At 34.9% G+C, this 24730-nt stretch carries 14 protein-coding genes, 2 tRNA genes, 2 rRNA genes and 10 pseudogenes; 22 read left to right on the top strand and 6 right to left on the bottom strand.

Annotation, left to right across the window (positions count from 1 at the left end; genetic code table 11):
- The 4 genes from QWY90_RS00955 to QWY90_RS00940 form a co-directional block, all read right to left on the bottom strand.
- Window positions 1–2023, bottom strand: a 23S ribosomal RNA gene (locus QWY90_RS00955); the annotation flags it as partial.
- 191 nt (window positions 2024–2214) lie between these two features.
- Window positions 2215–2287, bottom strand: a tRNA-Ala gene (locus tag QWY90_RS00950).
- A gap of 166 nt (window positions 2288–2453) precedes the next feature.
- A tRNA-Ile gene (locus tag QWY90_RS00945) sits at window positions 2454–2527 on the bottom strand.
- A gap of 90 nt (window positions 2528–2617) precedes the next feature.
- A 16S ribosomal RNA gene (locus tag QWY90_RS00940) occupies window positions 2618–4128 on the bottom strand.
- A gap of 749 nt (window positions 4129–4877) precedes the next feature.
- On the opposite strand from QWY90_RS00940, the pseudogene thrS reads away from it, so the two are divergent.
- The 9 genes and pseudogenes from thrS to QWY90_RS00900 all read left to right on the top strand — a co-directional run bounded on the left by thrS (window position 4878) and on the right by QWY90_RS00900 (window position 10751).
- A pseudogene (gene thrS, locus QWY90_RS00935) lies at window positions 4878–6822 on the top strand (threonine--tRNA ligase).
- Window positions 6823–6898: 76 nt separating this feature from the next.
- Complete coding sequence (gene infC / locus QWY90_RS00930; RefSeq protein WP_290283953.1) at window positions 6899–7399, top strand: translation initiation factor IF-3; 501 nt, start codon at window positions 6899–6901, stop codon at window positions 7397–7399.
- 25 nt (window positions 7400–7424) lie between these two features.
- Window positions 7425–7621: pseudogene (gene rpmI / locus QWY90_RS00925) on the top strand (50S ribosomal protein L35).
- A 168-nt stretch (window positions 7622–7789) separates the two neighbouring features.
- A pseudogene (gene rplT / locus QWY90_RS00920) lies at window positions 7790–8132 on the top strand (50S ribosomal protein L20).
- A 413-nt stretch (window positions 8133–8545) separates the two neighbouring features.
- Window positions 8546–8785 (top strand): hypothetical protein, encoded by a 240-nt coding sequence (locus tag QWY90_RS00915; RefSeq protein ID WP_290283951.1) that lies wholly within the window; start codon window positions 8546–8548, stop codon window positions 8783–8785.
- The gene (locus tag QWY90_RS15855) at window positions 8727–8852 is read left to right on the top strand and encodes a hypothetical protein (protein WP_369281095.1); all 126 of its coding nucleotides are present in this window, start codon (window positions 8727–8729) and stop codon (window positions 8850–8852) included. Before QWY90_RS00915 ends, QWY90_RS15855 begins: the two co-directional genes overlap by 59 nt.
- 18 nt (window positions 8853–8870) lie before the next feature.
- Window positions 8871–9275 carry an RCC1 domain-containing protein gene (locus QWY90_RS00910; RefSeq protein WP_336622145.1) on the top strand — a complete coding sequence of 135 codons (405 nt, stop codon included), beginning with the start codon at window positions 8871–8873 and terminating at the stop codon, window positions 9273–9275.
- Between the two features lie 247 nt (window positions 9276–9522).
- Window positions 9523–10061: pseudogene (locus QWY90_RS00905) on the top strand (helix-hairpin-helix domain-containing protein); the annotation flags it as partial.
- A 114-nt stretch (window positions 10062–10175) separates the two neighbouring features.
- Complete coding sequence (locus QWY90_RS00900) at window positions 10176–10751, top strand: lysoplasmalogenase family protein (protein ID WP_290283950.1); 576 nt, start codon at window positions 10176–10178, stop codon at window positions 10749–10751.
- A 92-nt stretch (window positions 10752–10843) separates the two neighbouring features.
- Here QWY90_RS00900 and QWY90_RS00895 read toward each other — a convergent pair.
- Window positions 10844–11752: pseudogene (locus QWY90_RS00895) on the bottom strand (bifunctional metallophosphatase/5'-nucleotidase).
- Window positions 11753–11756: 4 nt separating this feature from the next.
- The gene (locus tag QWY90_RS00890) at window positions 11757–12533 is read right to left on the bottom strand and encodes a 5'-nucleotidase C-terminal domain-containing protein (protein ID WP_290283949.1); all 777 of its coding nucleotides are present in this window, start codon (window positions 12531–12533) and stop codon (window positions 11757–11759) included.
- A 48-nt stretch (window positions 12534–12581) separates the two neighbouring features.
- Here QWY90_RS00890 and QWY90_RS00885 point away from each other — a divergent pair, with 48 nt between their 5' ends.
- The 13 genes and pseudogenes from QWY90_RS00885 to QWY90_RS00825 form a co-directional block, all read left to right on the top strand.
- The gene (locus QWY90_RS00885) at window positions 12582–12845 is read left to right on the top strand and encodes a DUF6913 domain-containing protein (protein ID WP_290283948.1); all 264 of its coding nucleotides are present in this window, start codon (window positions 12582–12584) and stop codon (window positions 12843–12845) included.
- Between the two features lie 58 nt (window positions 12846–12903).
- Complete coding sequence (locus tag QWY90_RS00880) at window positions 12904–13098, top strand: DUF6913 domain-containing protein (RefSeq protein ID WP_290283947.1); 195 nt, start codon at window positions 12904–12906, stop codon at window positions 13096–13098.
- 1 nt (window position 13099) lies between these two features.
- On the top strand, window positions 13100–13984 hold the full coding sequence (gene dapA, locus QWY90_RS00875) for a 4-hydroxy-tetrahydrodipicolinate synthase (RefSeq protein WP_290283946.1): 885 nt from the start codon (window positions 13100–13102) through the stop codon (window positions 13982–13984).
- Between the two features lie 109 nt (window positions 13985–14093).
- Window positions 14094–14888 (top strand): outer membrane protein assembly factor BamD, encoded by a 795-nt coding sequence (locus tag QWY90_RS00870; RefSeq protein ID WP_290283945.1) that lies wholly within the window; start codon window positions 14094–14096, stop codon window positions 14886–14888.
- A gap of 7 nt (window positions 14889–14895) precedes the next feature.
- Window positions 14896–15219, top strand: coding sequence for a DNA-directed RNA polymerase subunit omega (locus QWY90_RS00865; RefSeq protein WP_290283944.1), 324 nt, complete (start codon window positions 14896–14898; stop codon window positions 15217–15219).
- Window positions 15220–15221: 2 nt separating this feature from the next.
- Window positions 15222–16432 (top strand): annotated as a pseudogene (gene coaBC / locus QWY90_RS00860) (bifunctional phosphopantothenoylcysteine decarboxylase/phosphopantothenate--cysteine ligase CoaBC).
- Window positions 16422–17308, top strand: a pseudogene (gene porD / locus QWY90_RS00855) (type IX secretion system protein PorD). The pseudogenes coaBC and porD overlap by 11 nt, the downstream one beginning before the upstream one ends.
- A 41-nt stretch (window positions 17309–17349) precedes the next feature.
- Window positions 17350–19001 (top strand): annotated as a pseudogene (gene recN, locus QWY90_RS00850) (DNA repair protein RecN).
- A gap of 55 nt (window positions 19002–19056) precedes the next feature.
- Window positions 19057–20250 (top strand): enoyl-ACP reductase FabV, encoded by a 1194-nt coding sequence (fabV, locus tag QWY90_RS00845; protein WP_290283943.1) that lies wholly within the window; start codon window positions 19057–19059, stop codon window positions 20248–20250.
- Window positions 20251–20357: 107 nt separating this feature from the next.
- Entirely contained in the window at window positions 20358–21932 is a 1575-nt protein-coding gene (locus QWY90_RS00840) for a T9SS type A sorting domain-containing protein (RefSeq protein WP_290283942.1), read from the top strand.
- 85 nt (window positions 21933–22017) lie between these two features.
- Window positions 22018–23024, top strand: a pseudogene (locus QWY90_RS00835) (glycosyltransferase family 2 protein).
- A complete protein-coding gene (gene coaE / locus QWY90_RS00830) occupies window positions 23017–23601 on the top strand; it encodes a dephospho-CoA kinase (RefSeq protein WP_290283941.1) in 585 nt (194 codons plus the stop codon). The pseudogene QWY90_RS00835 and the gene coaE overlap by 8 nt, the downstream one beginning before the upstream one ends.
- Before the next feature lie 70 nt (window positions 23602–23671).
- Window positions 23672–24730: pseudogene (locus tag QWY90_RS00825) on the top strand (histidine kinase dimerization/phospho-acceptor domain-containing protein); the annotation flags it as partial.

Below are 24730 nucleotides of genomic sequence, written 5' to 3'. Positions count from 1 at the left end.
TACTACAATTTCACCGAGCTCATGGCTGAGACAGTGTCCAGATCGTTACCACACATTCGTGCAGGTCGGAAACTACCCGACAAGGAATTTCGCTACCTTAGGACCGTTATAGTTACGGCCGCCGTTTACTGGGGCTTCAATTCAATGCTTCTTCTTGCGAATAACATCTCCTCTTAACCTTCAGCACCGGGCAGGTGTCAGGCCCTATACTTCATCTTACGATTTTGCAGAGCCCTGGTGTTTTTGATAAACAGTCGCCTGGACCTCTTCACTGCGGCCCTCATTACTGAGGGCGACCTTTCTCCCGAAGTACAGGTCTATTTGCCTAATTCCTTAGCCATGAATCTCTCGAGCACCTTAGGATTCTCTCCTCGACTACCTGTGTCGGTTTACGGTACGGGTACTGTTAATCTAAGTTTAGAAGGTTTCTTGGAAGCCCTTAGGCGCACTATCACTTTGTCCGAAGACTCCGTGTACTATCGCATTCCCCAAATCCTGCGCATTTAACTACCAAGACTTATAGGTAGGTGCTTTAACGAACTATTCCGTCAGTTCGCGGCGCTTTCATCACTCCGTCACTCCATCACAATTAAACAGTAGTACGGGAATATTACCCGTTAGCCATCGACTGTCCCTTTCGGGTTCGCCTTAGGACCCGACTAACCCTCAGCTGATTAGCATAGCTGAGGAAACCTTAGTCTTTCGGTGTGCGGGTTCTCGCCCGCATTATCGTTACTTATGCCTACATTTTCTTTTCTAACCAGTCCAGCATGCCTTACGAACACCTTCAACCCTGTTAGAATGCTCCCCTACCACTTGTATTTACATACAAATCCATAGCTTCGGTACTATACTTATGCCCGATTATATCCATGCTCGTCCGCTCGACTAGTGAGCTGTTACGCACTCTTTAAATGAATGGCTGCTTCCAAGCCAACATCCTAGCTGTCTGGGCAGACAAACCTCGTTATTTCAACTTAGTATAGATTTTGGGACCTTAGCTGATGTCTGGGTTCTTTCCCTCTCGGACTTGGACCTTAGCACCCAAGCCCTCACTGTTGGTGAACATTATATAGCATTCGGAGTTTGTCAGGAATTGGTAGGCGGTGAAGCCCCCGCATCCAATCAGTAGCTCTACCTCTATATAACTTTATAACCAACGCTGCACCTAAATGCATTTCGGGGAGTACGAGCTATTTCCGAGTTTGATTGGCCTTTCACCCCTACCCACAGGTCATCCGAAGACTTTCAACGTCAACCGGTTCGGACCTCCACTATGTGTTACCACAGCTTCATCCTGCCCATGGGTAGATCACACGGTTTCGCGTCTAACACTACTGACTAAAGCGCCCTATTCAGACTCGCTTTCGCTACGGATCCGTGACTTAATCACTTAACCTTGCCAGCAACGTTAACTCGTAGGCTCATTATGCAAAAGGCACGCCGTCACCCCACGAAAGGGCTCCGACCGCTTGTAAGCGTATGGTTTCAGGATCTATTTCACTCCGTTATTCACGGTTCTTTCACCTTTCCCTCACGGTACTGGTTCACTATCGGTCTCTCAGGAGTATTTAGCCTTAGCGGATGGTCCCGCCAAATTCAGACAGGGTTTCACGTGCCCCGCCCTACTCAGGATACCACTATCCTTATCTTCTCTTACTTATACGGGACTATCACCCTCTGTGGTTAACCTTTCCAGGTTATTCTAATTCAATCCGCAAGAAATGTCGTGGTCCTACAACCCCAGAATTGCCGTAACAACACTGGTTTGGGCTAATCCGCGTTCGCTCGCCACTACTTACGGAATCACTTTGTTTTCTTCTCCTCCGCCTACTTAGATGTTTCAGTTCAGCGGGTTTGCTCTCCTATCGGAGTGACATGTCTTCAACATGCCGGGTTGCCCCATTCAGGTATCTACGGATCAATTCGTGTGTGCCAATCCCCGTAGCTTTTCGCAGCTTATCACGCCTTTCATCGCCTCTGAGAGCCTAGGCATCCCCCATACGCCCTTATTTTGCTTATTGTACCCAACACATAATTAAATGTGCCGTTGTTTTTTGTTTACCACTATTACTAGTAGCAAACGCTTTCTACTTTTTAAATATTTTCTTATCTCAATATGTCAATGAACTTTATTAATTGAAAATTTGATGATTTGAGAATTTGAAAATGAATCTTCAAATCTTCAAATTGATTAATCTTCAAATCAATTTGTGGAGAATATCGGAGTCGACCGATGACCTCCTGCGTGCAAGGCAGGCGCTCTAGCCAGCTGAGCTAATCCCCCAATCTAATGGATAATTGTCAATTGATAATTGATAATTATTTTTTCAATTGAGTTTTTAACCAATTCTAGAATTTCCTTTTTAAGCTTTTACAGTTTACTTTAATTATCAATTGTTAATTATCACCCGAGCGTAAGCGAACTGGCGAAGCAATTGTTAATTAAAAAGTAGTCCCGCCCAGACTCGAACTGGGGACCCCTACATTATCAGTGTAGTACTCTAACCAGCTGAGCTACGAGACTCTGTTTTTTTGCTTATTATAATATTTGAACTAACAGCGAGAGTAATGGAATTGTAATCTTTGAAGGCCTAGTCCTTCTTATCGTCTCTAGAAAGGAGGTGTTCCAGCCGCACCTTCCGGTACGGCTACCTTGTTACGACTTAGCCCTAGTTACCAGTTTTACCCTAGGCAGCTCCTTACGGTCACCGACTTCAGGTACCCCCAGCTTCCATGGCTTGACGGGCGGTGTGTACAAGGCCGGGAACGTATTCACCGGATCATGGCTGATATCCGATTACTAGCGATTCCAGCTTCACGGAGTCGAGTTGCAGACTCCGATCCGAACTGAGAACGGTTTTATAGATTCGCTCCTACTCACGTAGTGGCTGCTCTCTGTACCGTCCATTGTAGCACGTGTGTAGCCCAAGGCGTAAGGGCCGTGATGATTTGACGTCATCCCCACCTTCCTCACAGTTTACACTGGCAGTCTTGTTAGAGTTCCCGACTTGACTCGCTGGCAACTAACAACAGGGGTTGCGCTCGTTATAGGACTTAACCTGACACCTCACGGCACGAGCTGACGACAACCATGCAGCACCTTGTAAATTGTCTTGCGAAAAGTCTGTTTCCAAACCGGTCAATCTACATTTAAGCCTTGGTAAGGTTCCTCGCGTATCATCGAATTAAACCACATGCTCCACCGCTTGTGCGGGCCCCCGTCAATTCCTTTGAGTTTCATTCTTGCGAACGTACTCCCCAGGTGGGATACTTATCACTTTCGCTTAGCCACTGAGCTTGCGCCCAACAGCTAGTATCCATCGTTTACGGCGTGGACTACCAGGGTATCTAATCCTGTTCGCTCCCCACGCTTTCGTCCATCAGCGTCAATCCACTAGTAGTAACCTGCCTTCGCAATTGGTATTCCATGTAATATCTAAGCATTTCACCGCTACACTACATATTCTAGTTACTTCCTAGTAATTCAAGTCTGGCAGTATCAATGGCCGTTCCATCGTTAAGCGATGGGCTTTCACCACTGACTTACCAAACCGCCTACGGACCCTTTAAACCCAATGATTCCGGATAACGCTTGGATCCTCCGTATTACCGCGGCTGCTGGCACGGAGTTAGCCGATCCTTATTCTTACGGTACCGTCAAGCTCCTACACGTAGGAGTGTTTCTTCCCGTACAAAAGCAGTTTACACACCATAGATGCGTCTTCCTGCACGCGGCATGGCTGGATCAGGCTTGCGCCCATTGTCCAATATTCCTCACTGCTGCCTCCCGTAGGAGTCTGGTCCGTGTCTCAGTACCAGTGTGGGGGATCTCCCTCTCAGGACCCCTACCTATCGTAGCCATGGTAAGCCGTTACCTTACCATCTAGCTAATAGGACGCATGCTCATCTTTTACCGTTGGAACTTTAATAGTGACTTCATGCGAAGTTGCTATGCTATGAGGTATTAATCCAAATTTCTCTGGGCTATCCCTCTGTAAAAGGTAGATTGCATACGCGTTACGCACCCGTGCGCCGGTCTCAGATATTGCTACCTTACCCCTCGACTTGCATGTGTTAAGCCTGCCGCTAGCGTTCATCCTGAGCCAGGATCAAACTCTTCATCGTATATTGTTATGCTGATATCGCTATCTGCATCGTAATTTAGACAAAGGCTAGTCTTTTATTCAAATCTTTTCGATTCTCTTACTCTCTTTTGTTGTTTTAACATCTCTGTTAAAACGGCTGTCAATTCAATATGTCTATGAACGTTTATTCTAATTTTAATCCGCCTTCATTCTCAAAGCGGGTGCAAAAGTAACTATTCTTTTCTAACTAACAAGGCTTTTTAAAATTATTTTTGAATTATTTTAATTCCTCGTTTTTTCAGTATTATTATGAACTTTTAATCTCTTGCGGGGTGCAAATATAAAAACTAATTCAACCTCAATCCAAATGTTTTTTGAGGTTTTTTTGCCTTTTTTTAAGATGTTGATAACTTGTAGTTTACAATAGCTTTACATCGTGGATTTATAAAAAGCTACATTGAAAAACCTGTTTTACATAATCCACAACGCTTAAATACGCTCTATGTACGCTTTATCTATGGAGTATCTATGCTTGGCCATACTTTAAGCGTATGATATTTTACCACCCCGGCCTGCGGCCACCCCTCAAGAGGGGAATGCTTATGTCATGGATATAGCTTAACGTGTCTTTAGCCCCGATAGCAGCAGCTACCTCGTAGCGCGGATAGCGGGACTGAACTTCCTGAGAACAGGAATAGGTGTGCTCCTAAAATACTTTAATATATTACGCTCTATATATTGTATGTGTTTTGTTAATCTTATATATTTGCAGTCCATAAAATTTTAGGAATGATAAAGATTACGCTACCTGACGGTTCGGTTAAGGAGTTTGCGAAAGGCACAACTCCGATGGATGTTGCAAAAAGCATCAGTGAAGGATTAGCTCGAAATGTGATTTCGGCTGCTTTTAATGGTACAACAGTTGAAACGGAAACGGAATTAACCACCGACGGTTCTCTTATATTATATACGTGGAATGACAAGGAAGGCAAAAAAGCTTTTTGGCATTCGACTTCGCATGTAATGGCGCAGGTTTTGGAAGAGCAATTTCCAGGAATTAAATTAACGCTTGGACCGGCTATTGACAATGGCTTTTATTATGATGTGGATTTTGGTGACCAAAAAATTACGGATGCCGATTTTAAAAAAATAGAGGACCGCGTTTTAGAAGTTTCGAGAGAGAAGCATGAATTTAAAATGCGTCCGGTTTCTAAAGCAGAAGCTTTGGAAGTTTATAAAAATAATGAGTACAAAACCGAACTGATTTCGAATTTAGAAGACGGAACCATTACGTTTTGTGACCATGCTAACTTCTTCGATTTGTGTCGTGGTGGTCATATTCCGAATACTGGAATCATCAAGGCTATGAAAATCATGAGCGTTGCCGGTGCTTATTGGCGTGGTGATGAAAAGAACAAGCAGTTGACAAGAGTTTATGGAGTTTCTTTTCCGAAGCAGAAAGACTTGACTGAATACTTAGAATTACTTGAAGAAGCGAAACGTCGTGATCATAGAAAATTAGGAAAAGAATTAGAATTGTTTGCCTTTTCACAAAAAGTTGGTCAAGGTTTGCCATTATGGTTACCAAGAGGAGCAGCTTTGAGAGACAGATTAGAGCAGTTTTTGAAAAAAGCGCAGAAAAAAGCGGGTTACGAGCAAGTAGTTACGCCACATATTGGGCAAAAAGAATTATATGTAACTTCTGGACACTATGCGAAATATGGTGCTGATAGTTTTCAGCCTATTCATACTCCCGCTGAAGGCGAAGAGTTTTTATTAAAACCTATGAACTGTCCGCATCACTGCGAGATTTACAACAATAAACCTTGGTCCTATAAGGATTTGCCAAAACGTTATGCTGAATTCGGAACCGTTTACCGTTACGAACAATCAGGAGAACTTCATGGTTTAACTCGTGTTCGTGGCTTTACACAGGATGATGCGCATATTTCTGTACGCCAGACCAATTGGATTCTGAGTTCAAAAAGTTATCGATTTAGTGCTATATGTATTCGGTTCATTAGGATTTGAAAACTTTACCGCTCAGGTTTCTTTAAGAGATCAGGAAAATAGAGATAAATATATTGGAAGTGATGAAAACTGGGAAAAAGCCGAAAGTGCTATCATTAGTGCAGCAAGCGACAAAGGTTTGAATTATGTTATTGAATATGGCGAAGCAGCATTCTATGGTCCGAAACTGGATTTCATGGTAAAAGATGCTTTAGGAAGACAATGGCAATTGGGCACAATTCAGGTTGATTACAACTTGCCTGAACGTTTTGAATTGACTTACAAAGGTTCTGACAATGAATTACATAGACCTGTAATGATTCACAGAGCACCTTTTGGTTCTATGGAACGATTTATTGCAATTTTACTCGAACATACGGCAGGAAATTTCCCGCTTTGGCTGATGCCGGAACAGGCTATTATATTGTCTTTAAGTGAGAAATATGAAAATTATGCGAAAAAAGTTTTAGAATTGCTAGAAAATCACGAAATTCGCGCCCTAATTGACAACCGCAACGAGACGATTGGGAAGAAAATTAGAGAGGCCGAAGTGCAGAAAATGCCGTTTATGCTGATAGTTGGTGAGGAAGAAGAGAAAAACGGAACAATCTCTGTTCGCCGTCATGGACAAGAAGGAAAAGGAAATATTTCGGTTACTATTGAAGAATTTGCAACAATTGTGAATGAAGAAATAGGAAAAACACTAAAAACATTTGAAGTTTAATTAAAAAAATAAAGCCATAGCAATTAGAAACAACAGAGGATATAGTCCTCGAGTAGAAAAAACAGCAGCCCACCGAATTAATGAATTAATTCGCGGCGTTTCAGAAGTTCGTCTAGTAGGAGAAAACATTGAGCCAGGTGTATTTAAATTCACTGAAGCTTTACGTTTAGCTGAAGAGCAAGAAGTAGATTTGGTAGAAATTTCTCCGAATGCAGTTCCTCCTGTTTGTAAATTAATGGATTATGGAAAATTCATATACGAACAAAAGAAAAGAGATAAGCAGCTCAAAGCTAAATCTACGCAAATTGTTGTAAAAGAAATTCGTTTTGGTCCACAAACTGATGAGCACGATTACGAATTTAAGAGAAAAAATGCTGAGAAGTTTTTAAAAGAAGGTTCCAAATTGAAAGCATTCGTTTTCTTCAAAGGACGTTCGATTATATATAAAGAGCAAGGTCAAATCTTATTGCTACGATTGGCACAAGATTTAGAAGAATATGGAAAAGTAGAAGCAATGCCGGTTCTGGAAGGAAAGAGAATGATTATGTTCATTGCTCCAAAAAAGAAAAGTAAGTAAGTTAAATTAAATAAACTAGGAAAAAATGCCTAAAATGAAAACAAAATCCAGTGCTAAGAAGCGATTCAAAGTAACTGGCTCTGGAAAAATCAAGAGAAAACACGCTTTTAAAAGTCACATCCTGACTAAAAATCTAAAAAGCGTAAATTAGCTTTAACGCACTCTGCTTTGGTTCACAAAACAGATGAGAAAAGCATCAAACAACAATTAAGAATTATCTAATAATTGACAATGTACAATTGACAATGGATAATTAATTATTAATTGTCAACTATCAATTATCAATTACAAAATTCTTTAGGTTACAAATTATTTAAATAACCTTGGAGTATGGCCACAAAGTTACCTTGATTAAATTCGGTACGCCTGCTACAAAAAAACAGAAAAATTATGCCAAGATCAGTAAATTCAGTTGCTAAAAGAGCAAGAAGAAAAAGATAATGAAGCAAGCCAAGGTTTCTTTGGTCGTCGTAAAAACGTTTGGACGGTTGCTAAAAATGCGGTTGAGAAAGCAATGTGCTACGCTTACCGTGACAGAAAAGTGAACAAAAGAAATTTTCGTGCTTTATGGATTCAACGTATTAACGCTGGAGCTCGTTTAGAAGGAATGTCTTATTCACAGTTTATGGGGAAAGTAAAAGCTAACGGAATCGAATTGAACCGTAAAGTTCTTGCCGATTTAGCAATGAATCACCCAGAAGCATTCAAAGCAGTACTTAAAAAAGTAAAATAAACGTTTGTACAATCTTATTTAACTTACTTACAATAAAAAATCCGGTCTTTCGACTGGATTTTTTTGTTTACAAAACTAATTTATATTCAAAAAAACAGTAACTTACAATCATCTTATTCTCTGATTATCAATAATAAAGAAATTTTAATGTATTTATTCACCCTTAAACAAAACTACTATGAAAAAATTACTACTTATTCTAAGTTTATCTTTTCATCTTCATCGTTGATTTATTCACAAGTAGGCTCAGCTTGTTGGCGTGAAATTCTGCTGGTCAAAATTTTACACTTGGCATCAAAGCCGATGGTACGCTTTGGGTTGGGGTCAAAACTCAAATTTATTAGGTTTAGGATTAGGAAATTTAGCCAATCAAAATCTTCCTGTTCAATTGTACTGACACAAACTGGCTGACAGTGTCTGCGGGTACTGTACATTCTTTGGCAGTAAAAACTACTGGAACTTTATGGGCATGGGGAAATGGTCAATTTGGTCAATTGGGAAATGGGGTGTTTAATTCAGCTACACCAAATGTTACTCAAGTGGGAACAGCAACCGATTGGCTAAAAGTTTCGGCAGGAAATCGTTTAGTTAGCTATCAAAAACACAGGAACACTATGGTCTTGGGGCTGGGATTTTACTGGTCAATTAGGTAACGGTCTCACAACTCCGATTAAATCTTCCTGCACAAGTAGGAACTTCCAACAACTGGCGAAAAATTGATGCTGGCGACCAACATTCATTAGCCATAGACGCATCAGGAGCACTTGGGCATGGGGAAATAATACTTTCGGACAATTAGGTGACGGTACAAATACCACAAGTTTGGTTCCTATTCAAATTGGAACTGCCACAAATTGGGCTGTCATTTCTGCAGGCACTGATCATAGTATGGCGATTAATAGCAACAATATTTTATATACTTGGGGAAACAATACCAATGGACAATTAGGTGATGGCACAAACACAGCATCTAATGTTCCTATTGCTATAAGTTTTGCCAATTCTGGTGCAGTAACATTATATATGAAGCTTTCTAGGACAAACACATTCATAGCGATAAAAAACGATAATACATTGTGGTCATGTGGATTCAATAATCAAGGACAATTAGGATTAGGAAATTTGGTAATACAAATGTTTTAACTCAAGTTGGTACCGCAAACACTTGGTCTGCAATTTCTGCAGGTCATACCCATTCACATGCGGTAGATTTAATACAGATGTTTGGTCAACAGAAGAGGATGGAAGGTGAATTAGGAATTGGAAGTAACACGGCTTTCAATACACTTCAAGCTGTAGCGTGCCCAATAACTCCTTTATCAACTAATGAATTAAACTACTAAAAGCAAGTGTTTATCCAAATCCAACTAAAGGAATGGTATCCGTGAATTTTGAAAACCTGGTTAATGGCGTACAAAAATCTAAAGATATTCCGTTTGAAAGAGTTTTGTATGCTATCGGAATTCGCTATGTTGGTGAAACTGTAGCTAAAAAATTAGCTAAACATTATAAGAATATTGACGCACTACAGAACGCTTCTTTACTGGATTTAATTTTAGTGGACGAAATAGGAGAGAAGATTGCCCAAAGCGTAATTGAGTTTTTTGAAAATAAAGAAAACGTAAAAATAATCGAACGTTTAAAACAATTGGAGTTCAATTAGAATTAGTAGAAAAATTTAATCCAAATGCAACCGATAAATTATCAGGAAGAACCTTTGTAGTTTCCGGCGTTTTCGAAAAATTCTCGCGCGATGACTTAAAAAAAGCAATAGAAGATAATGGTGGAAAAGTGGGGAGTTCTATTTCAGCTAAAACAGATTTTGTTGTTGCAGGAGATAACATGGGACCAGCTAAATTAGAAAAAGCAAATCAATTAAAAATTCCAATTATTTCAGAAACTGATTTTTTGACTATGATTATGGATTAAATAAAAAAACAGTGATTAATTATGACAATTAATTTTTTTAACTTAATTTTAATTAATATTAAAGATGTTGAAGCAGTTATAAATAATAATAAAGAATGTCTTTTATTAGAATAAATGCAAAAAAAATACACGATAATAAAATTGTTAACAGTTACCTATTTTGCAATAGCTTTATTTGAGGTTGTTGCTGAGTATTTTGTAAACAGAACTCTAATCTGCGTATTGAAACCAATAATTCCTTTAGTTTTAATCGTTATTTACTACATTGAATCAGATAAAAAGAATATGCTTTTTATTGCAGCTTTGCTCTTATCCTTAGTCACAAATATTCTTTTTATTCCAAACACATCAAGCTGTTTGTTTTATGGCGTGTTAGTTTTTACAATACATCGTGTAATTGTTTTATATCTAATATTCCGTTTCAAAAAAGTGGGAGATTTTATTCCTTTAATAATAGCAACAACACCTTTCTTGCTGATATTTTTTTATTTGTTTATGGAAACTGCCGAAATTCCACAGAACAGTATTTACATAATAATATTTCAAAACTTATTAATATCGTTATTTGCCGGAATAGCACTTTCGAGTTATTTCATGAATGATAATAAACAAAATTCAGTGCTCTTAATTAGCGCATTATTGTTTGTAATGTTACAGTTTGTAGTATTTATTGAAAAGTATTTTTGGTAGACGAATACGAAGAATTATTCAGACCATTAGCAATGACATTCAATGCTTTAGCCTTTTACTCTTTTTATAAATATGTTCTTATTTCCGAAAAATCAAACAATAATGGACTTTCCTGACGCCATTTTTGAAATATCGTTATCGAAATAAAAATCAATTCTGCCAAGGTTTATTCCATAACAGCCAACTTGATTTACTAATACATCTTTTCCATCAGCATTTTTTAAAACGGTCGGTTTGTCAAGAAAAGTATGGTATGACCTCCAATAATCAAATCAATATCTTTAGTCAATGAAGCTAACTTAACATCACTAATTTTATCTGGTTCATTTTGTATTGATAACCAATATGGGAAAGACAAATTACCAAATCGCACTTATGTTCTTGTTTTAAAATCCGTGAAATGTCTTGAGAAATATTAACCGGATCATGATAAATTGTTTCTTTATAGTTTTTTTTGTCAACTAAACCTTCAAGCTCAATTCCAATCCAAAAATACCAACTTTAATTCCGTCTTGTCAACAATTTTATAAGGCTTTACATGACCATTCATAATTGTATTTTTGAAATCATAATTAGCATTAACAAAGTCAAAACTAGCATCGGCAATTGATTGTACAAGCCATCAATACTGTTGTCAAAATCATGATTTCCAATAGTTGCTAAATCATATTTCATCATGCTCATTAGTTTGAATTCTAATTCGCCTCCATAATAATTAAAATAGGGTGTTCCCTGAAAAATATCTCCGGCATCAAGTAATAAAACATTTGGATTTTCCTTTCGGATAGTTTCAATTAATGCAGCTCTTCGGGCAACACCTCCCATATTAGGATTCTTTGAATGCGTTGGCGGAAAAGGATCAATATAACTGTGTACATCGTTTGTGTGAAGTATCGTCAAATGTTTGTGTCAAACTTTTTAAAGCTACTCAATGATAAACCTCCAAGCCCTAAAAATGCAGAACTCAAAGCGGTATTTTGTATAAAATCTCTTCTTTTCATGATGTTATTCTTTGGTAATTCTAATGTCTTTGCTTGACGTAATCGTTTTGTTTTCCTTAAAATAATCAATGATGATATTTCGAAGCTTATAATCTAAATCATATTTTTCAACTCCTTTTTTGAAGAAAAGCATATTATCACCACCACTTGATAAATAATCTGAAGTAACTACATAATAGATTTTATTATTGTCTAACGGAATTCCATTAACTAAAATGTTTTTTGGTTGAGTGTCTTTGTCAATTGTAAAAGTTAATCCTTTTAATGGATGTGGTTTTTTTTCGGAAATAATATAATTAACGATTTCCAAAATTTGAGCTCCTTTTAATCCGATAATAATTGCACTATTTTCAAAGGGCATAATTTCATAAGCAGTTCTTGCGGTAATATTTCCTTTTGAAATGACACTTCTAATTCCACCGTGATTTAGTAAACAAATATCAATTGATTTCTTTTCACGTATTTGAAATACTTTATTTGATTTTTCATAAGTGATATCAGCCAAAAAGTTTCCCATTGGTGTTTGCCACTCACCAGATTTATCAATATTTTCAGGAGCACTTGCCAAAACAGTATTCAAATCAGCGTCAATTTTATCGCGATACGGTTTGATAAAGTTTTCAATGTCAGCAACTTCGGAATTTTTGTCTGTAATTCCTATTTCTTTGCCTTCAATTTTGGTTACTGCGTATTTCTTTTCGGCACAGGAAATAATAGCTGCAAATGTTAATAATAAAACAAAATGCTTTACTACACCGTTATAGTTTTTTAGTTTTACCATCGTTTTTGCCACTAATTTTAGTAAATTTGTAATTCAAGTAAAAGTAGTATGTTTTTAAATTACTTAAAGGATTTTTCAACAAAAAAAATAGTTAAAAATAGTTTATCAAATGTTAAACATTTAGCTTCAGATAAAGTAATCAAAACTGTTGGGATTATTTTTGACGAAAGCTATTTTTATGAAAGAGAAGCTTTGGTAAAAGAATTAATCCAAAACGGAATTAATGAAAGCGATATTAAAGTTTTGGTTTACAAAGACAAAATAAAAAAGAATGAGGTTTTGATTATCCGATTTTTAGTCATAAAGATTTAAGCTGGACAGGAACAGTTGATAAAAAAGAAGTAAAAGATTTTATCATAGAACTTTTGATTTGTTAATTAATTACTACGATACCGAAAAAGTAGCATTACTGTTGGTTTCACATTTATCTAAAGCTAGTTTCAAGGTAGGTTTTACTTCTATTGATAAACGATTAAATCATTTTATGATTAATACCAATGCTGAAAACTATAAAGTATTTATGGACGAGCTATTCAAATATTTAAAAATTCTAAACAAAATATAGCATGCAATCATTAATAGGAACCGGAGTTGCGCTTGTTACACCATTTAAAAAAGACTTTTCAGTAGATCTTGATGCTTTAAAAACTATAGTAAATTTTCAAATTGACAACGGAATCGATTATTTAGTTGTACTTGGAACTACGGCCGAAAGTGCCACTTTGTCTAAAGCTGAAAAAGAAGTAGTTATAAAAACTATTGTTGATGCCAATAAAGGAAGATTACCTTTAGTTCTTGGTGTTGGGAGTAACAATACTGCTGAAGTTGTTGAGGAATTAAAATCAGGGGATTTTTCAGATTTTGTAGCGGTTTTGTCGGTTTGTCCTTATTACAACAAACCAACTCAGGAAGGCATTTATCAACATTTCAAAGCTATTGCAGAAGCTTCCCCAATTCCAGTGATTTTATACAACGTACCAGGAAGAACTGCTATCAACATGTTACCAGAAACGATTATTAGACTAGCAACTGATTTTAATAATATTGTAGCTGTAAAAGAAGCTGCTGGTGATATTGTGCAAGCCATGAAATTGATACAAAATAAACCAAAAGATTTTTTAGTGATTTCTGGCGATGATATGATTACGTTACCAATGATTTTGGCTGGTGGTGTTGGCGTTATTTCTGTAATTGCAGAAGGTTTTCCAAAACAATTTTCTGAAATGGTGCATCTTGGTTTAAATAAAAGAGTAGATGATGCCTATAAAATCCATTATCTCTTAGTCGATTCTATTGATATGATTTTTGAGCAAGGAAATCCGGCCGGAATTAAGGAAGTCTTTAAATCATTAGGTTTGTGTGAGAATACGGTACGTTTGCCATTAGTAAATACAGATGAAGATTTAGCAAATCGTTTGCATAATTTCACCAATAAAATTTCAAAAATGTAACTTTTTCGAAGTCAAAAAAAATATTTTGTAATCAACAATTAATAACTAAATTTGCAGTTGCTTTTTAAAACACAATAAGTGTTTAGAATCAGCTGAATTAAAAAAATAAATGAAGAAATTTTTAGCATTATTCACAGTAATTTTATTTTTATCGTCTTGTAGCGATTATCAAAAAGCATTAAAATCGGAAGATGTCGCTGTAAAGTTTGCATCTGCAACAAAAATGTACGAAGCAAAAAAATATGGTAAAGCTATACGTCTTTTTGAACAAATAGCTCCAGCCTACAAAGGAAAACCTTCAGCTGAAAAAATGTTTTACATGTATTCTCAATCATTATACAAGACAGAACAATATTATTTAGCTGGATATCAATTTGAAAGTTTTGCAGCTAGTTATCCGAAAAGCGAAAAGATTGAAGAAGCTTCTTTTTTAGGAGCTAAATCATTCACTTTTTTATCTCCGGTTTATAGTTTAGATCAAACGGATACCAATAAAGCTATCGATAAACTTCAGACTTATATTGATACTTATTCAGAAGGTCAAAATTTGGCTGAAGCCAATACATTGGTAAAAAAATTAAGAGAAAAGCTTGAAATGAAAGCATATGAAAATGCTAAAATTTATAATACTATTTCAGATTATAAAGCAGCAATGGTAGCGTTTGACAATTTTATGATTAATTATCCCGGAACTGTTTATAAAGAAAAAGCGCTATTTTACAAATTGGATTCTGCTTATTCATTAGCAATTAACAGTATTCCTTCTAAAATGAAAGAAAGACTTGAAAATGCAAAAACAGCTTACACAAGTCTGATAAAATATAAAGCAGATTCACAATACAAATCAAAAGCTGACGAAATGTTGGCTCGAATTGAAAAAGATTTACAACAATTTTCTAAATAATTAAATCATGGATTTAAAAAAGACGAATGCACCAGTAAACACTATTACTTACAACAAAACTGTAATTGAAGAGCGTACTGGCAATGTTTATGAAGCAATAACAATAATGGCTAAAAGAGCAAACCAAATCAATTCTGAAATCAAAAAGGAATTGACTGAGAAATTAGAAGAGTTTGCCACTTACAACGATAGTCTTGAAGAAATCTTTGAAAACAAAGAACAAATCGAAGTTTCTAAATACTACGAAAAATTACCAAAACCTCATGCATTAGCTGTTCAAGAATGGCTTGATGACAAAATTACTACAGAGATACAACAAAAGACTAATTAAAGATGTCTGTTTTAAGCGGTAAAAAAGTACTACTTGGTGTGTCCGGAGGAATTGCCGCATACAAAACAGCAACATTAGTTAGACTATTCATAAAAGCAGGTGCACATGTCCAAGTGATAATGACACCTGCTTCTAAGGATTTTGTAACACCGATAACATTATCCACACTCTCAAAAAACCCTGTTCATTCTACCTTTTTAATGAAGAAGACGAGAATGCCCAATGGAATAATCATGTCGAATTAGGTCTTTGGGCCGATTTAATGCTTATTGCTCCTGCAACTGCCAATACTTTATCTAAAATGGTTAATGGTAATTGCGACAATCTTTTAATTGCCACTTATCTTTCTGCTAAATGTCCTGTCTATTTTGCACCTGCAATGGATTTAGATATGTACAAACATCCTTCAACTGTTGCCAGTTTTCATACATTAAAGCAATTTGGAGATATTATTATTCCTGCAGAAAAAGGTGAACTTGCCAGCGGATTATCAGGAGAAGGAAGAATGGCAGAACCAGAAAACATTGTTGATTTTCTTGAAAAAGATTTGGAAAGCAAATTGCCTTTAATAGGTAAAAAAATACTTATTACTGCTGGCCCAACTTATGAAGCAATTGACCCTGTGAGATTTATTGGGAATCATTCATCTGGTAAAATGGGCTTTGATATTGCTGAAAGAGCAGCTGAATTGGGAGCTTCTGTAATTTTAATTTCCGGACCGACACACTTAAATACAAAAAAAGCCGTTATTAATTTAATTAGAGTGACTTCTGCTCAGGAAATGTATGACGCATGCCATGAGTATTTTGAAAAAGTTGATGTTGCAATTTGCGCAGCAGCAGTTGCCGATTACAAACCAAAATTTGTTGCAAAACAAAAGATAAAAAAAGCAGCAGCTTCGTTAGCAATCGAACTTGAAAAAACGCAGGATATATTGGCATCGTTGGGTAAAATTAAACAACAGCAATTTTTAATTGGCTTTGCATTAGAAACTGAAAATGAAATTGAAAATGCAAAGTTGAAAATTCAGAAAAAAAACCTAGATTTGATTGTTTTAAACTCGCTAATGGATGAAGGTGCTGGTTTTGGAAAAACAACTAATAAAATTACCTTCATTGATAAGGATTTTGTTGTTGAACCAATGGATTTAAAATTAAAAGAATTGGTTGCGATCGATATTATGAATAAAGTAATTTCTTTTTATGAAAAATAGAATCAGTTTTCTTTTATTATTTTTTGTTGGACTGGCACAAGCTCAGCAGTTAAACTGTTCAGTTCAGATCAATTCAGACAAAGTAGCAACAACTAACAATCAGATATTTAAAAACCTAAAAACTTCTATAAGTGATTTTGTAAACAAAACTGATTGGACAGGAGAAGAATACAAACAAAATGAGAAAATAGAATGTTCTATGGTAATCATAGTGAACAGCTATGAATCCAATCAGTTTTCTGCATCTATTCAGGTACAATCGACAAGACCGGTTTTTAATTCAACTTACGCATCGCCAGTATTCAACTTTAATGACAAGGATTTTAGTTTCCGTTATGTTGAATTTGAAAATTTACAATTTAACCCATCCAACTTTGATTCAAACTTAGTTTCCGTTTTGGCATATTACAGTTATATGATTCTTGGGTTTGATTCCGATACTTATACTTTGATGGGAGGAAATAAAAATTATGAAGTTGCTCAACAAATACTTAATGTAGCCCAACAAAGTGGTTATAAAGGTTGGAGTCAAAATGATGGAAACCAAAATAGATATTTCTTAGTTTCAGACGTATTAGGAGGAACTTATGATGCATACAGAGAAGCTCTATATCAATATCACAGAGAAGGTTTAGATACAATGACTGCTGATGTAAAAGCTTCAAAAAATAAAATTATTGATGCAATTGCAACCTTATCAAAAGTGTATGCAGTTCGCCCGAATGCTTTTTTAACCCGAGTGTTTTTGATGCCAAAGTAGATGAATTGGTTTCTATTTTATCAGGTGGTCCAAAAGTCTCATTATCAGAAACTATTGATAATTTAAATAAATTGTCACCACTCAATACGGCTAAATGGTCAGCTATTAAGTTATAATTAGTACATTTACTACTTAAACTTTTCTTCTTTATCTGAACATGATTACATCATTATCCATTGAAAATTTTGCTTTAATTGAAAAACTAGAAATCGATTTTTCGAACGGATTTTCAATTATAACAGGTGAAACAGGAGCTGGGAAATCAATACTTCTTGGTGCATTGGGTTTGGTTTTAGGAAAACGAGCCGATTTAACGTCACTTAAAAATAAGGATGAAAAATGTATCGTTGAAGCCCATTTCTCTATTGGAAAATACAGTTTAGAATCTTTTTTCGAAACCAATGATTTAGACTACGAAGAAGAAACTATTATTCGAAGAGAAATTCTTCCTTCTGGAAAATCAAGGGCATTTGTAAATGATAGTCCGGTTAATCTTCAACAACTACAAGATTTAAGTTTTTACCTAATAGATGTGCATTCACAGCATCAAACTTTAGAGTTATCGGAAGAAGAGTATCAATTTAAAATCATTGATGCAATTGCTAATAATCAAGAGTTACTTATAGAATTTCAATCCGATTTAAAAAAATATCGTTTTGCAAAATCTACTTTAGAATCTAAAAAAAATCAGTTTTTAACGATTCTAAAAGAGAAAGATTATAATGCGTTTTTATATCAGGAATTGGAATCTGCTAATTTAAAAGAAGGTGAATTAGAAGAATTAGAGCAACAATATCAAGCGTTAAGCAATGTAGAATTCATTAAAGAAAATCTGGATAAACTTTTATCTATTGCAAATGAAGAAGAGTTTGGGATTATAAAAAACGTAAAAGAGTTTAAAACGGCACTTCAAAAAACACTAATTTTTCTGCTAATTACCAATCGCTTTTTGAACGTGTAAATAGTATTTTAATCGAATTTGATGATATAGTTAAAGAGTTAAATCGGGAATCAGATTTGGTTTTTAATGATCCTGAAAAACTGGAAACTATAAATCAAAAATTACAACTAGTTTATAACCTTCAAAAAAAACATAACGTCTTAACTATAGAAGAATTACTTCAGATTCAAACGGATTTAGAAAGCAAAGTTGTTTCGGTTGCAACTTTAGAAGATGAAATTGCAAAACTTGAAAATAACATCAAAGATTTTGAATTGCAATTAGATGAAGTTGCAAATAAAATAAAGAAAAGTAGGAGAGAAGCGATTCCTAATTTAACTGAAAAGCTTATTGATATTTTGAATCTGTTAGGTATGCCAAATGTTCGATTTAAAATCGAAATTATTCCTTCAGAAAGTTATCACAATAACGGAAAAGACACACTTCAGTTTTTATTTTCTGCTAATAAAGGAACCGATTTTGGTGTGCTGAAAAAAGTAGCTTCAGGTGGTGAAATGTCCAGAATTATGTTGGCAGTGAAGTCAATTTTATCGCAATATTCAAAATTGCCAACTATCATTTTTGATGAAATAGACACTGGTGTTTCTGGCGAAATTGCCAATAAGATGGGAGAAATTATGAGAGATATGAGTAAAACAATGCAGGTTTTTGCCATAACACATCTTCCACAAATTGCGGCTAAAGGAGCAAATCATTATAAAGTTTTCAAAACTGTATTAGGAGAAAATACTGTTTCTGAATTGAAATTGCTAAACAACGATGAAAGAATAATTGAAATAGCCGAAATGCTTTCAGGGAAAGATATATCAGATTCAGCCGTTAACCATGCCAAAGCATTGTTGAATTGAAAGGCTAATTTATTACTTTTGTATCTCAAAAAAAACTAACATAAATACATATCATATGATTATAGAACCAAGAATGCGAGGATTTATTTGTTTGACAGCTCATCCTGAAGGTTGTGCTCAAAATGTTAAAAATCAAATTGAATATGTGAAATCAAAAGGACATATTGATGGCGCAAAAAAAGTTTTAGTTATTGGTGCTTCAACAGGCTTTGGTTTGGCCTCAAGAATAACAAGTGCTTTTGGTTCAGATGCAGGTACGATTGGAGTTTTCTTCGAAAAACCACCGTCAGAAGGCAAGACAGCAACTCCAGGTTGGTATAATTCTGCTGCTTTTGAAACAGAAGCTCACAAAGCTGGTTTGTATGCTAAAAGCATAAACGGTGATGCTTTTTCAAATGAAGTAAAACAACAAACAATTGATTTAATTAAAGCAGATTTAGGTCAGATTGATATGGTAATTTACAGTTTGGCTTCGCCAGTTCGTATGCACCCAGTTACTGGAGTTTTGCATCGTTCAGTATTAAAACCTATCGGTCAAACATTTTCAAACAAAACAGTTGATTTTCATACTGGTTTAGTTTCTCAAGTTACTATTGAACCAGCAAATCAGGAAGATATTGACAATACTGTAGTTGTAATGGGTGGTGAAGACTGGAAGATGTGGATTGATGCTTTAAAAAATGCCGGTGTTTTAGCTAATGGAGCAACAACAATAGCTTATTCTTACATTGGACCAGAAGTTACTGAAGCAGTTTATAGAAAAGGAACTATTGGTCGTGCTAAAGATGATTTGGAGGCAACAGCATTCAAAATTACTGATGATTTGAAGTCTTTAAATGGTAAAGCCTACGTATCAGTAAATAAAGCTTTAGTAACACAAGCAAGTTCTGCCATACCTGTAATTCCGCTTTATATTTCACTTTTATATAAAATTATGAAAGCCGAAGGTATTCATGAAGGTTGTATCGAACAAATACAAAGATTGTTTGAACAAAGACTTTACTCTGGGAAAGAAGTTCCTACTGATGAAAAAGGTAGAATAAGAATTGACGATTGGGAAATGAGAGAAGATATTCAAGAAAAAATAAAAGTATTATGGGCAAAAGCAACATCTGAAAATTTGACAGAAATTGGTGATTTAGCTGGTTACAAACAAGATTTTCTTAACTTATTTGGTTTTGGATTAAATAATGTTGATTACAAGGCTGAATCAAATGAATTAGTTACAATTTCAAGTATCAAAAATTAACATGTTGATAATAATGTAATGATTATTATTTAAAACAAACAATTTAGTTGTAATCTATTTTTATTTTTATTTATATTTATGGCAATTAACTTTTAACTTTTAACAATATGAAAAAAATTACTTATTTATTTTTAATGTGTTTTACCTCAATAAGTTTGTTTGCTCAAACATTTACAGGTGGAACAGGTCCAATTACAGATAATAATTGTGATGCCACTCACGATTTTCCTGTAACAGTTTCTGGAGTCGGTGTTCTTGGAGTAACCAATAGTTTTAGCTCAGTCGGATTCAGTATAACGCACACTTTTGATGGTGATTTAGTTATTTCTTTGGTTGCACCTGATGGAACAATAGTTTTATTATCTAATGGCAACGGCGGATCTGGTACTGATTATACAAACACTGTATTCAGCGCTAATGGAGCTACATCTATTACTGCTGGTACAGCACCATTTACTGGTACATATACGCCAGAAGGAAATTTAGGTCTTTTAAATGCTGTTAATGCTGACGGAACATGGATTTTAAGAGTGTGTGATGTTGCCTCTGGAGATACAGGAACAGTTGATAGCTGGTCAATAACATTTGCTCCTACAATTTTTGATTTACCAGATTATGTTAATTTACAATATCCAGGTAGTGCGACATTTCAAGTAGGAGGTAATGTTACTGTTTATGGTCAAGTTTATGAAGGTGGTTTAACTGATGTAGCCCCAAATATTGTAGGTCAAGCTCCAGGCATTAATGCTTGGATTGGAATTAGTCCACTAGGCGCAGACACAAATCCAAACACTTGGACTAATTGGGTAGCTGCGACTTGGAACTCAGGTGCTGTTGGAAATAATGATGAATACCAAGCTGCTATTGGTGCAACATTAGCTCCTGGTACCTATTATTATGCAACTCGTTTTCAATTAAATGGTGGTGCCTTTGTTTATGGTGGTTACAGCCCTCCTCCTGGAGGTGGTGTATGGGACGGAACAACTTATGTTAGCGGAGTTTTAACTGTAACTCCTCCGCCTGCTGTTACCCCAAATTGTGATCTTGTTGGAACCTTGGCGGATCCATCTCTTGGTGGTAGCACATGGGACAGACCATTGGCAAGTGGAACAGGATTATCAGGAGTAGGAGTTGGTATCTCATATCACATCTATGGGCCATTCACTGTTGATACCGGAGGTTCTTACACATTTACCAGTACTCAGGATTTCGATGGTTATATATTTGTTTATCAAAATTCATTTGATCCAAATGATCAACTTACAAATTTTGTTGCTGGAAATGATGATTCAGGACCTGGTTCAGTAATTACCACAAATTTAACAACTGGTACTGATTACTATTTTGTAACAACATCATTTTCACCAACAGATTTTGGTAATTTTTCAACAGTTATTACTGGTGCAGGTACAGCTACTTGTACTGATGGTTTAGCAGTTCCAGCATTTAATGATAATAACTTTTCTTATTATCCAAACCCTGTAAAAAACATCTTGAACTTATCGTATAACCAAGAAATTTCAAGTGTTGAAGTATACAATTTGCTAGGTCAAAAAGTAAGTTCTAATTTTATTAATGCTAACGATGCAAATGTTGATATGTCAAATCTATCAAAAGGAGCATACATGGTTAGAGTAACATCTAATAACCAAGCAAAAACTATTAAGGTTATTAAAGAATAACTTAAATTCTTTTTACATACTAAAACCACCTAAATTTTAGGTGGTTTTTTTTTGTATAAAACCTATCTTTGTTAAAATTTATGACATGTATTTTTCAATTATCATTCCTGTTTATAATAGACCTGATGAAATTAAAGAGCTTTTAGAAAGTCTTTCTATTTCAGATTATAAAAAAAAATATGAGATTGTAATTGTTGAAGATGGCTCTTCTATTACTTGTAGACAAGAGGTTGAAAATTTCAAAGAAAGATTAAACATCTCATATTATTTTAAAGAAAACTCTGGTCCTGGAGACTCTAGAAATTACGGAATGGAAGTAGCTAAAGGAGACTACTTCATTATTTTTGATTCAGATTGTATTATTCCAAAACAATATCTTACTGAAGTTGAGAAAGAATTAACAACCAATTATGTTGATTGCTTTGGTGGCTCTGATACTGCTTTAGATTCGTTTTCAGATGTTCAGAAAGCTATAAATTTTGCTATGACATCTTTCTTGACAACAGGAGGGATTCGAGGAGGTTCTGAAAAGTTAACTAAATTTCAGCCCCGAAGTTTTAACATGGGTATTTCTAAAAAAGCTTTTGATGATTCCAATGGTTTTGGAAATATTCATCCAGGCGAAGATCCGGATTTAACAATAAGATTATGGAAATTAGGTTATGACACTAGACTTTTCTCAAAAGCATTCGTATATCATAAGCGAAGAATTGATTGGGATAAATTTTCAGTGCAAGTATATAAATTTGGCAAAGCTAGACCAATTTTAAATAGTTGGTATCCTGAATATAATAAGCTTACATTTTTCTTCCCGACGCTATTTATATTAGGATTTACAGTTTCTCTAGTTATGTTTCTATTTGGTTTTAAATTACCAATACTCTTCTACACATTTTATTCTTTTTATTATTGGTTGAAGCAACAGTTCAAAATAAAAGTTTTAAAATTGGTTTTCTTTCCTTAATTGCTGTTTTAATACAATTCTTTGGATATGGAAGAGGTTTTTTGGAATCGTACATAAAAGTTATTCTTTTAAAACAAAAACCAGAAGTTGCATTTCCTGAATTATTCTTTAAATTAAAAAATGACTAAAATAATAGGATTAACAGGTGGAATCGGCAGCGGAAAAACAATGGTTGCAGAGTATATCAAATCATTGGGTATTCCTGTTTATATTGCCGATGATGAAGCTAGAAAATTAATGATGTCTGATAAAATTATTAAAGCAATTAGTAATGAATTCGGAAACGGAATTTTAGATAATGGTAAGCTTAATCGTGAAAAACTAGCACAACTTGTTTTTAACAATCCAGAAAAGCTGCAAAAACTTAACAACATAGTTCATCCTGAGGTTAAAAAACACTTCTATACTTGGGTCGAAAAACATAAAAATTATCCCTTCGTAGTAAAAGAAGCCGCCATTTTATTTGAATCTGGAAGCAATAAATACTGTGACGCAGTAATAACAATAACGTCTCCTATAGAAACTCGACTTCAACGAGTAATTGAACGTGATAATACAGATAGAGAATCTGTTTTAAAAAGAATGCAAAACCAATGGACTGATGAACAAAGAATTGCAAAAAGCGATTATGTTATTCATAATCTTTCAGTTGATGCTACCAAAAAGCAAGTTGATGAAATACTAAAATTATTGAAAAATCAATAATTTATATACAAGATGTTAATGTTTGGTTAATGTATTTATTGTATAAATGTTAAAATGTTAAATTTGTGTGATGAATAATTTTTTCTTTCGCTTACTGGTTATCTTAATGAGCTTATCCCTAATCGGTATAATTCTGGTTCAAGTTTATTGGTTTGATAGGTCTTTCGAGAACAACGAAGAACAATTTAAGTATCATGTAAAACAAGTTCTAGGAAATGTTGCTGATAAATTGCAAAAGAATGAGCAATATTCGTACTATGAAATGTACAATCGTCTCAAAGACAGCACCGGGAAAACACCTCAAAAAAGTGATTTTTTAGAGTTTGGTTATTATCAACGAGATTCAAGAACTAATGAAACAATAATATATTCAAACAGTATAATATCCGAAGACTACGGAATTTCGGCCTCGTTCTTTGATAAAAAATTAGATAGCGTAAAACTCAAAAATTACACTTCCAAAAGGAAAACTGAGATTTACAACGGTGATATTGATAATTCAAGTTTAAAACAAAAAGTTTCTCCAGATGTAAAAATCGAAAAATCTGGACGACTAGATTTATTAGACAATGCACAATTTGAAATCGTTTATAAAGATATAGCAGCTGTAAAGCCCATACAAGAAAGAGTTACTAATGAAATGGTGCAAAAACTATTGTCTGAAGAACTTAATGAATATGGTGTAAAAACTCCATTTGAGTTTAATGTTTACAGTAATGGTTTGGCAACAAAGATAAAATCAGAACGGTTCAAGTACGAAAAACAATCTACTTATTCTATTCCAATTTTTATCGATAATGACGGTAATAATAAATATCAATGTTATTAACCTTTCCGCAAAAAAAGAAGTTTTTGTTTTCAGAATTGGTTGGAATTTGCATTTTATCAATCATTTTTACGCTAATCATTGTTATTGCCTATTCAAGCGCTTTAAACCAATTGATAAAGCAACGTCAAATTTCAGAAATCAAAACCGATTTCATTAATAATATGACACATGAATTCAAAACGCCGATTGCTACGATAAATTTTAGCATTAGACGCATCAAGAATCCGAAAGTTATTGACGATAAAGAAAAAGTACTTCGCTATTTGCAAATGATAAAGGATGAAAATAAGCGTATGCATG

This window comes from Flavobacterium paronense, from assembly GCF_030409795.1.
GTDB lineage: Bacteria > Bacteroidota > Bacteroidia > Flavobacteriales > Flavobacteriaceae > Flavobacterium > Flavobacterium paronense.
Note: the sequence above shows the minus strand (reverse complement) of the source record. Positions and strands in the feature narration are given on the sequence as shown.

Coding starts and splice junctions, on each gene's coding strand:
- QWY90_RS00870 (WP_290283945.1), top strand. CDS start 14,094: ATGAAGAAATTTTTAGCATTATTCACAGTAATTTTATTTTTATCGTCT.
- QWY90_RS00885 (WP_290283948.1), top strand. CDS start 12,582: ATGTTTTTAAATTACTTAAAGGATTTTTCAACAAAAAAAATAGTTAAA.
- dapA (WP_290283946.1), top strand. CDS start 13,100: ATGCAATCATTAATAGGAACCGGAGTTGCGCTTGTTACACCATTTAAA.
- QWY90_RS00900 (WP_290283950.1), top strand. CDS start 10,176: ATGCAAAAAAAATACACGATAATAAAATTGTTAACAGTTACCTATTTT.
- fabV (WP_290283943.1), top strand. CDS start 19,057: ATGATTATAGAACCAAGAATGCGAGGATTTATTTGTTTGACAGCTCAT.
- coaE (WP_290283941.1), top strand. CDS start 23,017: ATGACTAAAATAATAGGATTAACAGGTGGAATCGGCAGCGGAAAAACA.
- QWY90_RS00865 (WP_290283944.1), top strand. CDS start 14,896: ATGGATTTAAAAAAGACGAATGCACCAGTAAACACTATTACTTACAAC.
- QWY90_RS00840 (WP_290283942.1), top strand. CDS start 20,358: ATGAAAAAAATTACTTATTTATTTTTAATGTGTTTTACCTCAATAAGT.
- QWY90_RS00890 (WP_290283949.1), bottom strand. CDS start 12,533: ATGGTAAAACTAAAAAACTATAACGGTGTAGTAAAGCATTTTGTTTTA.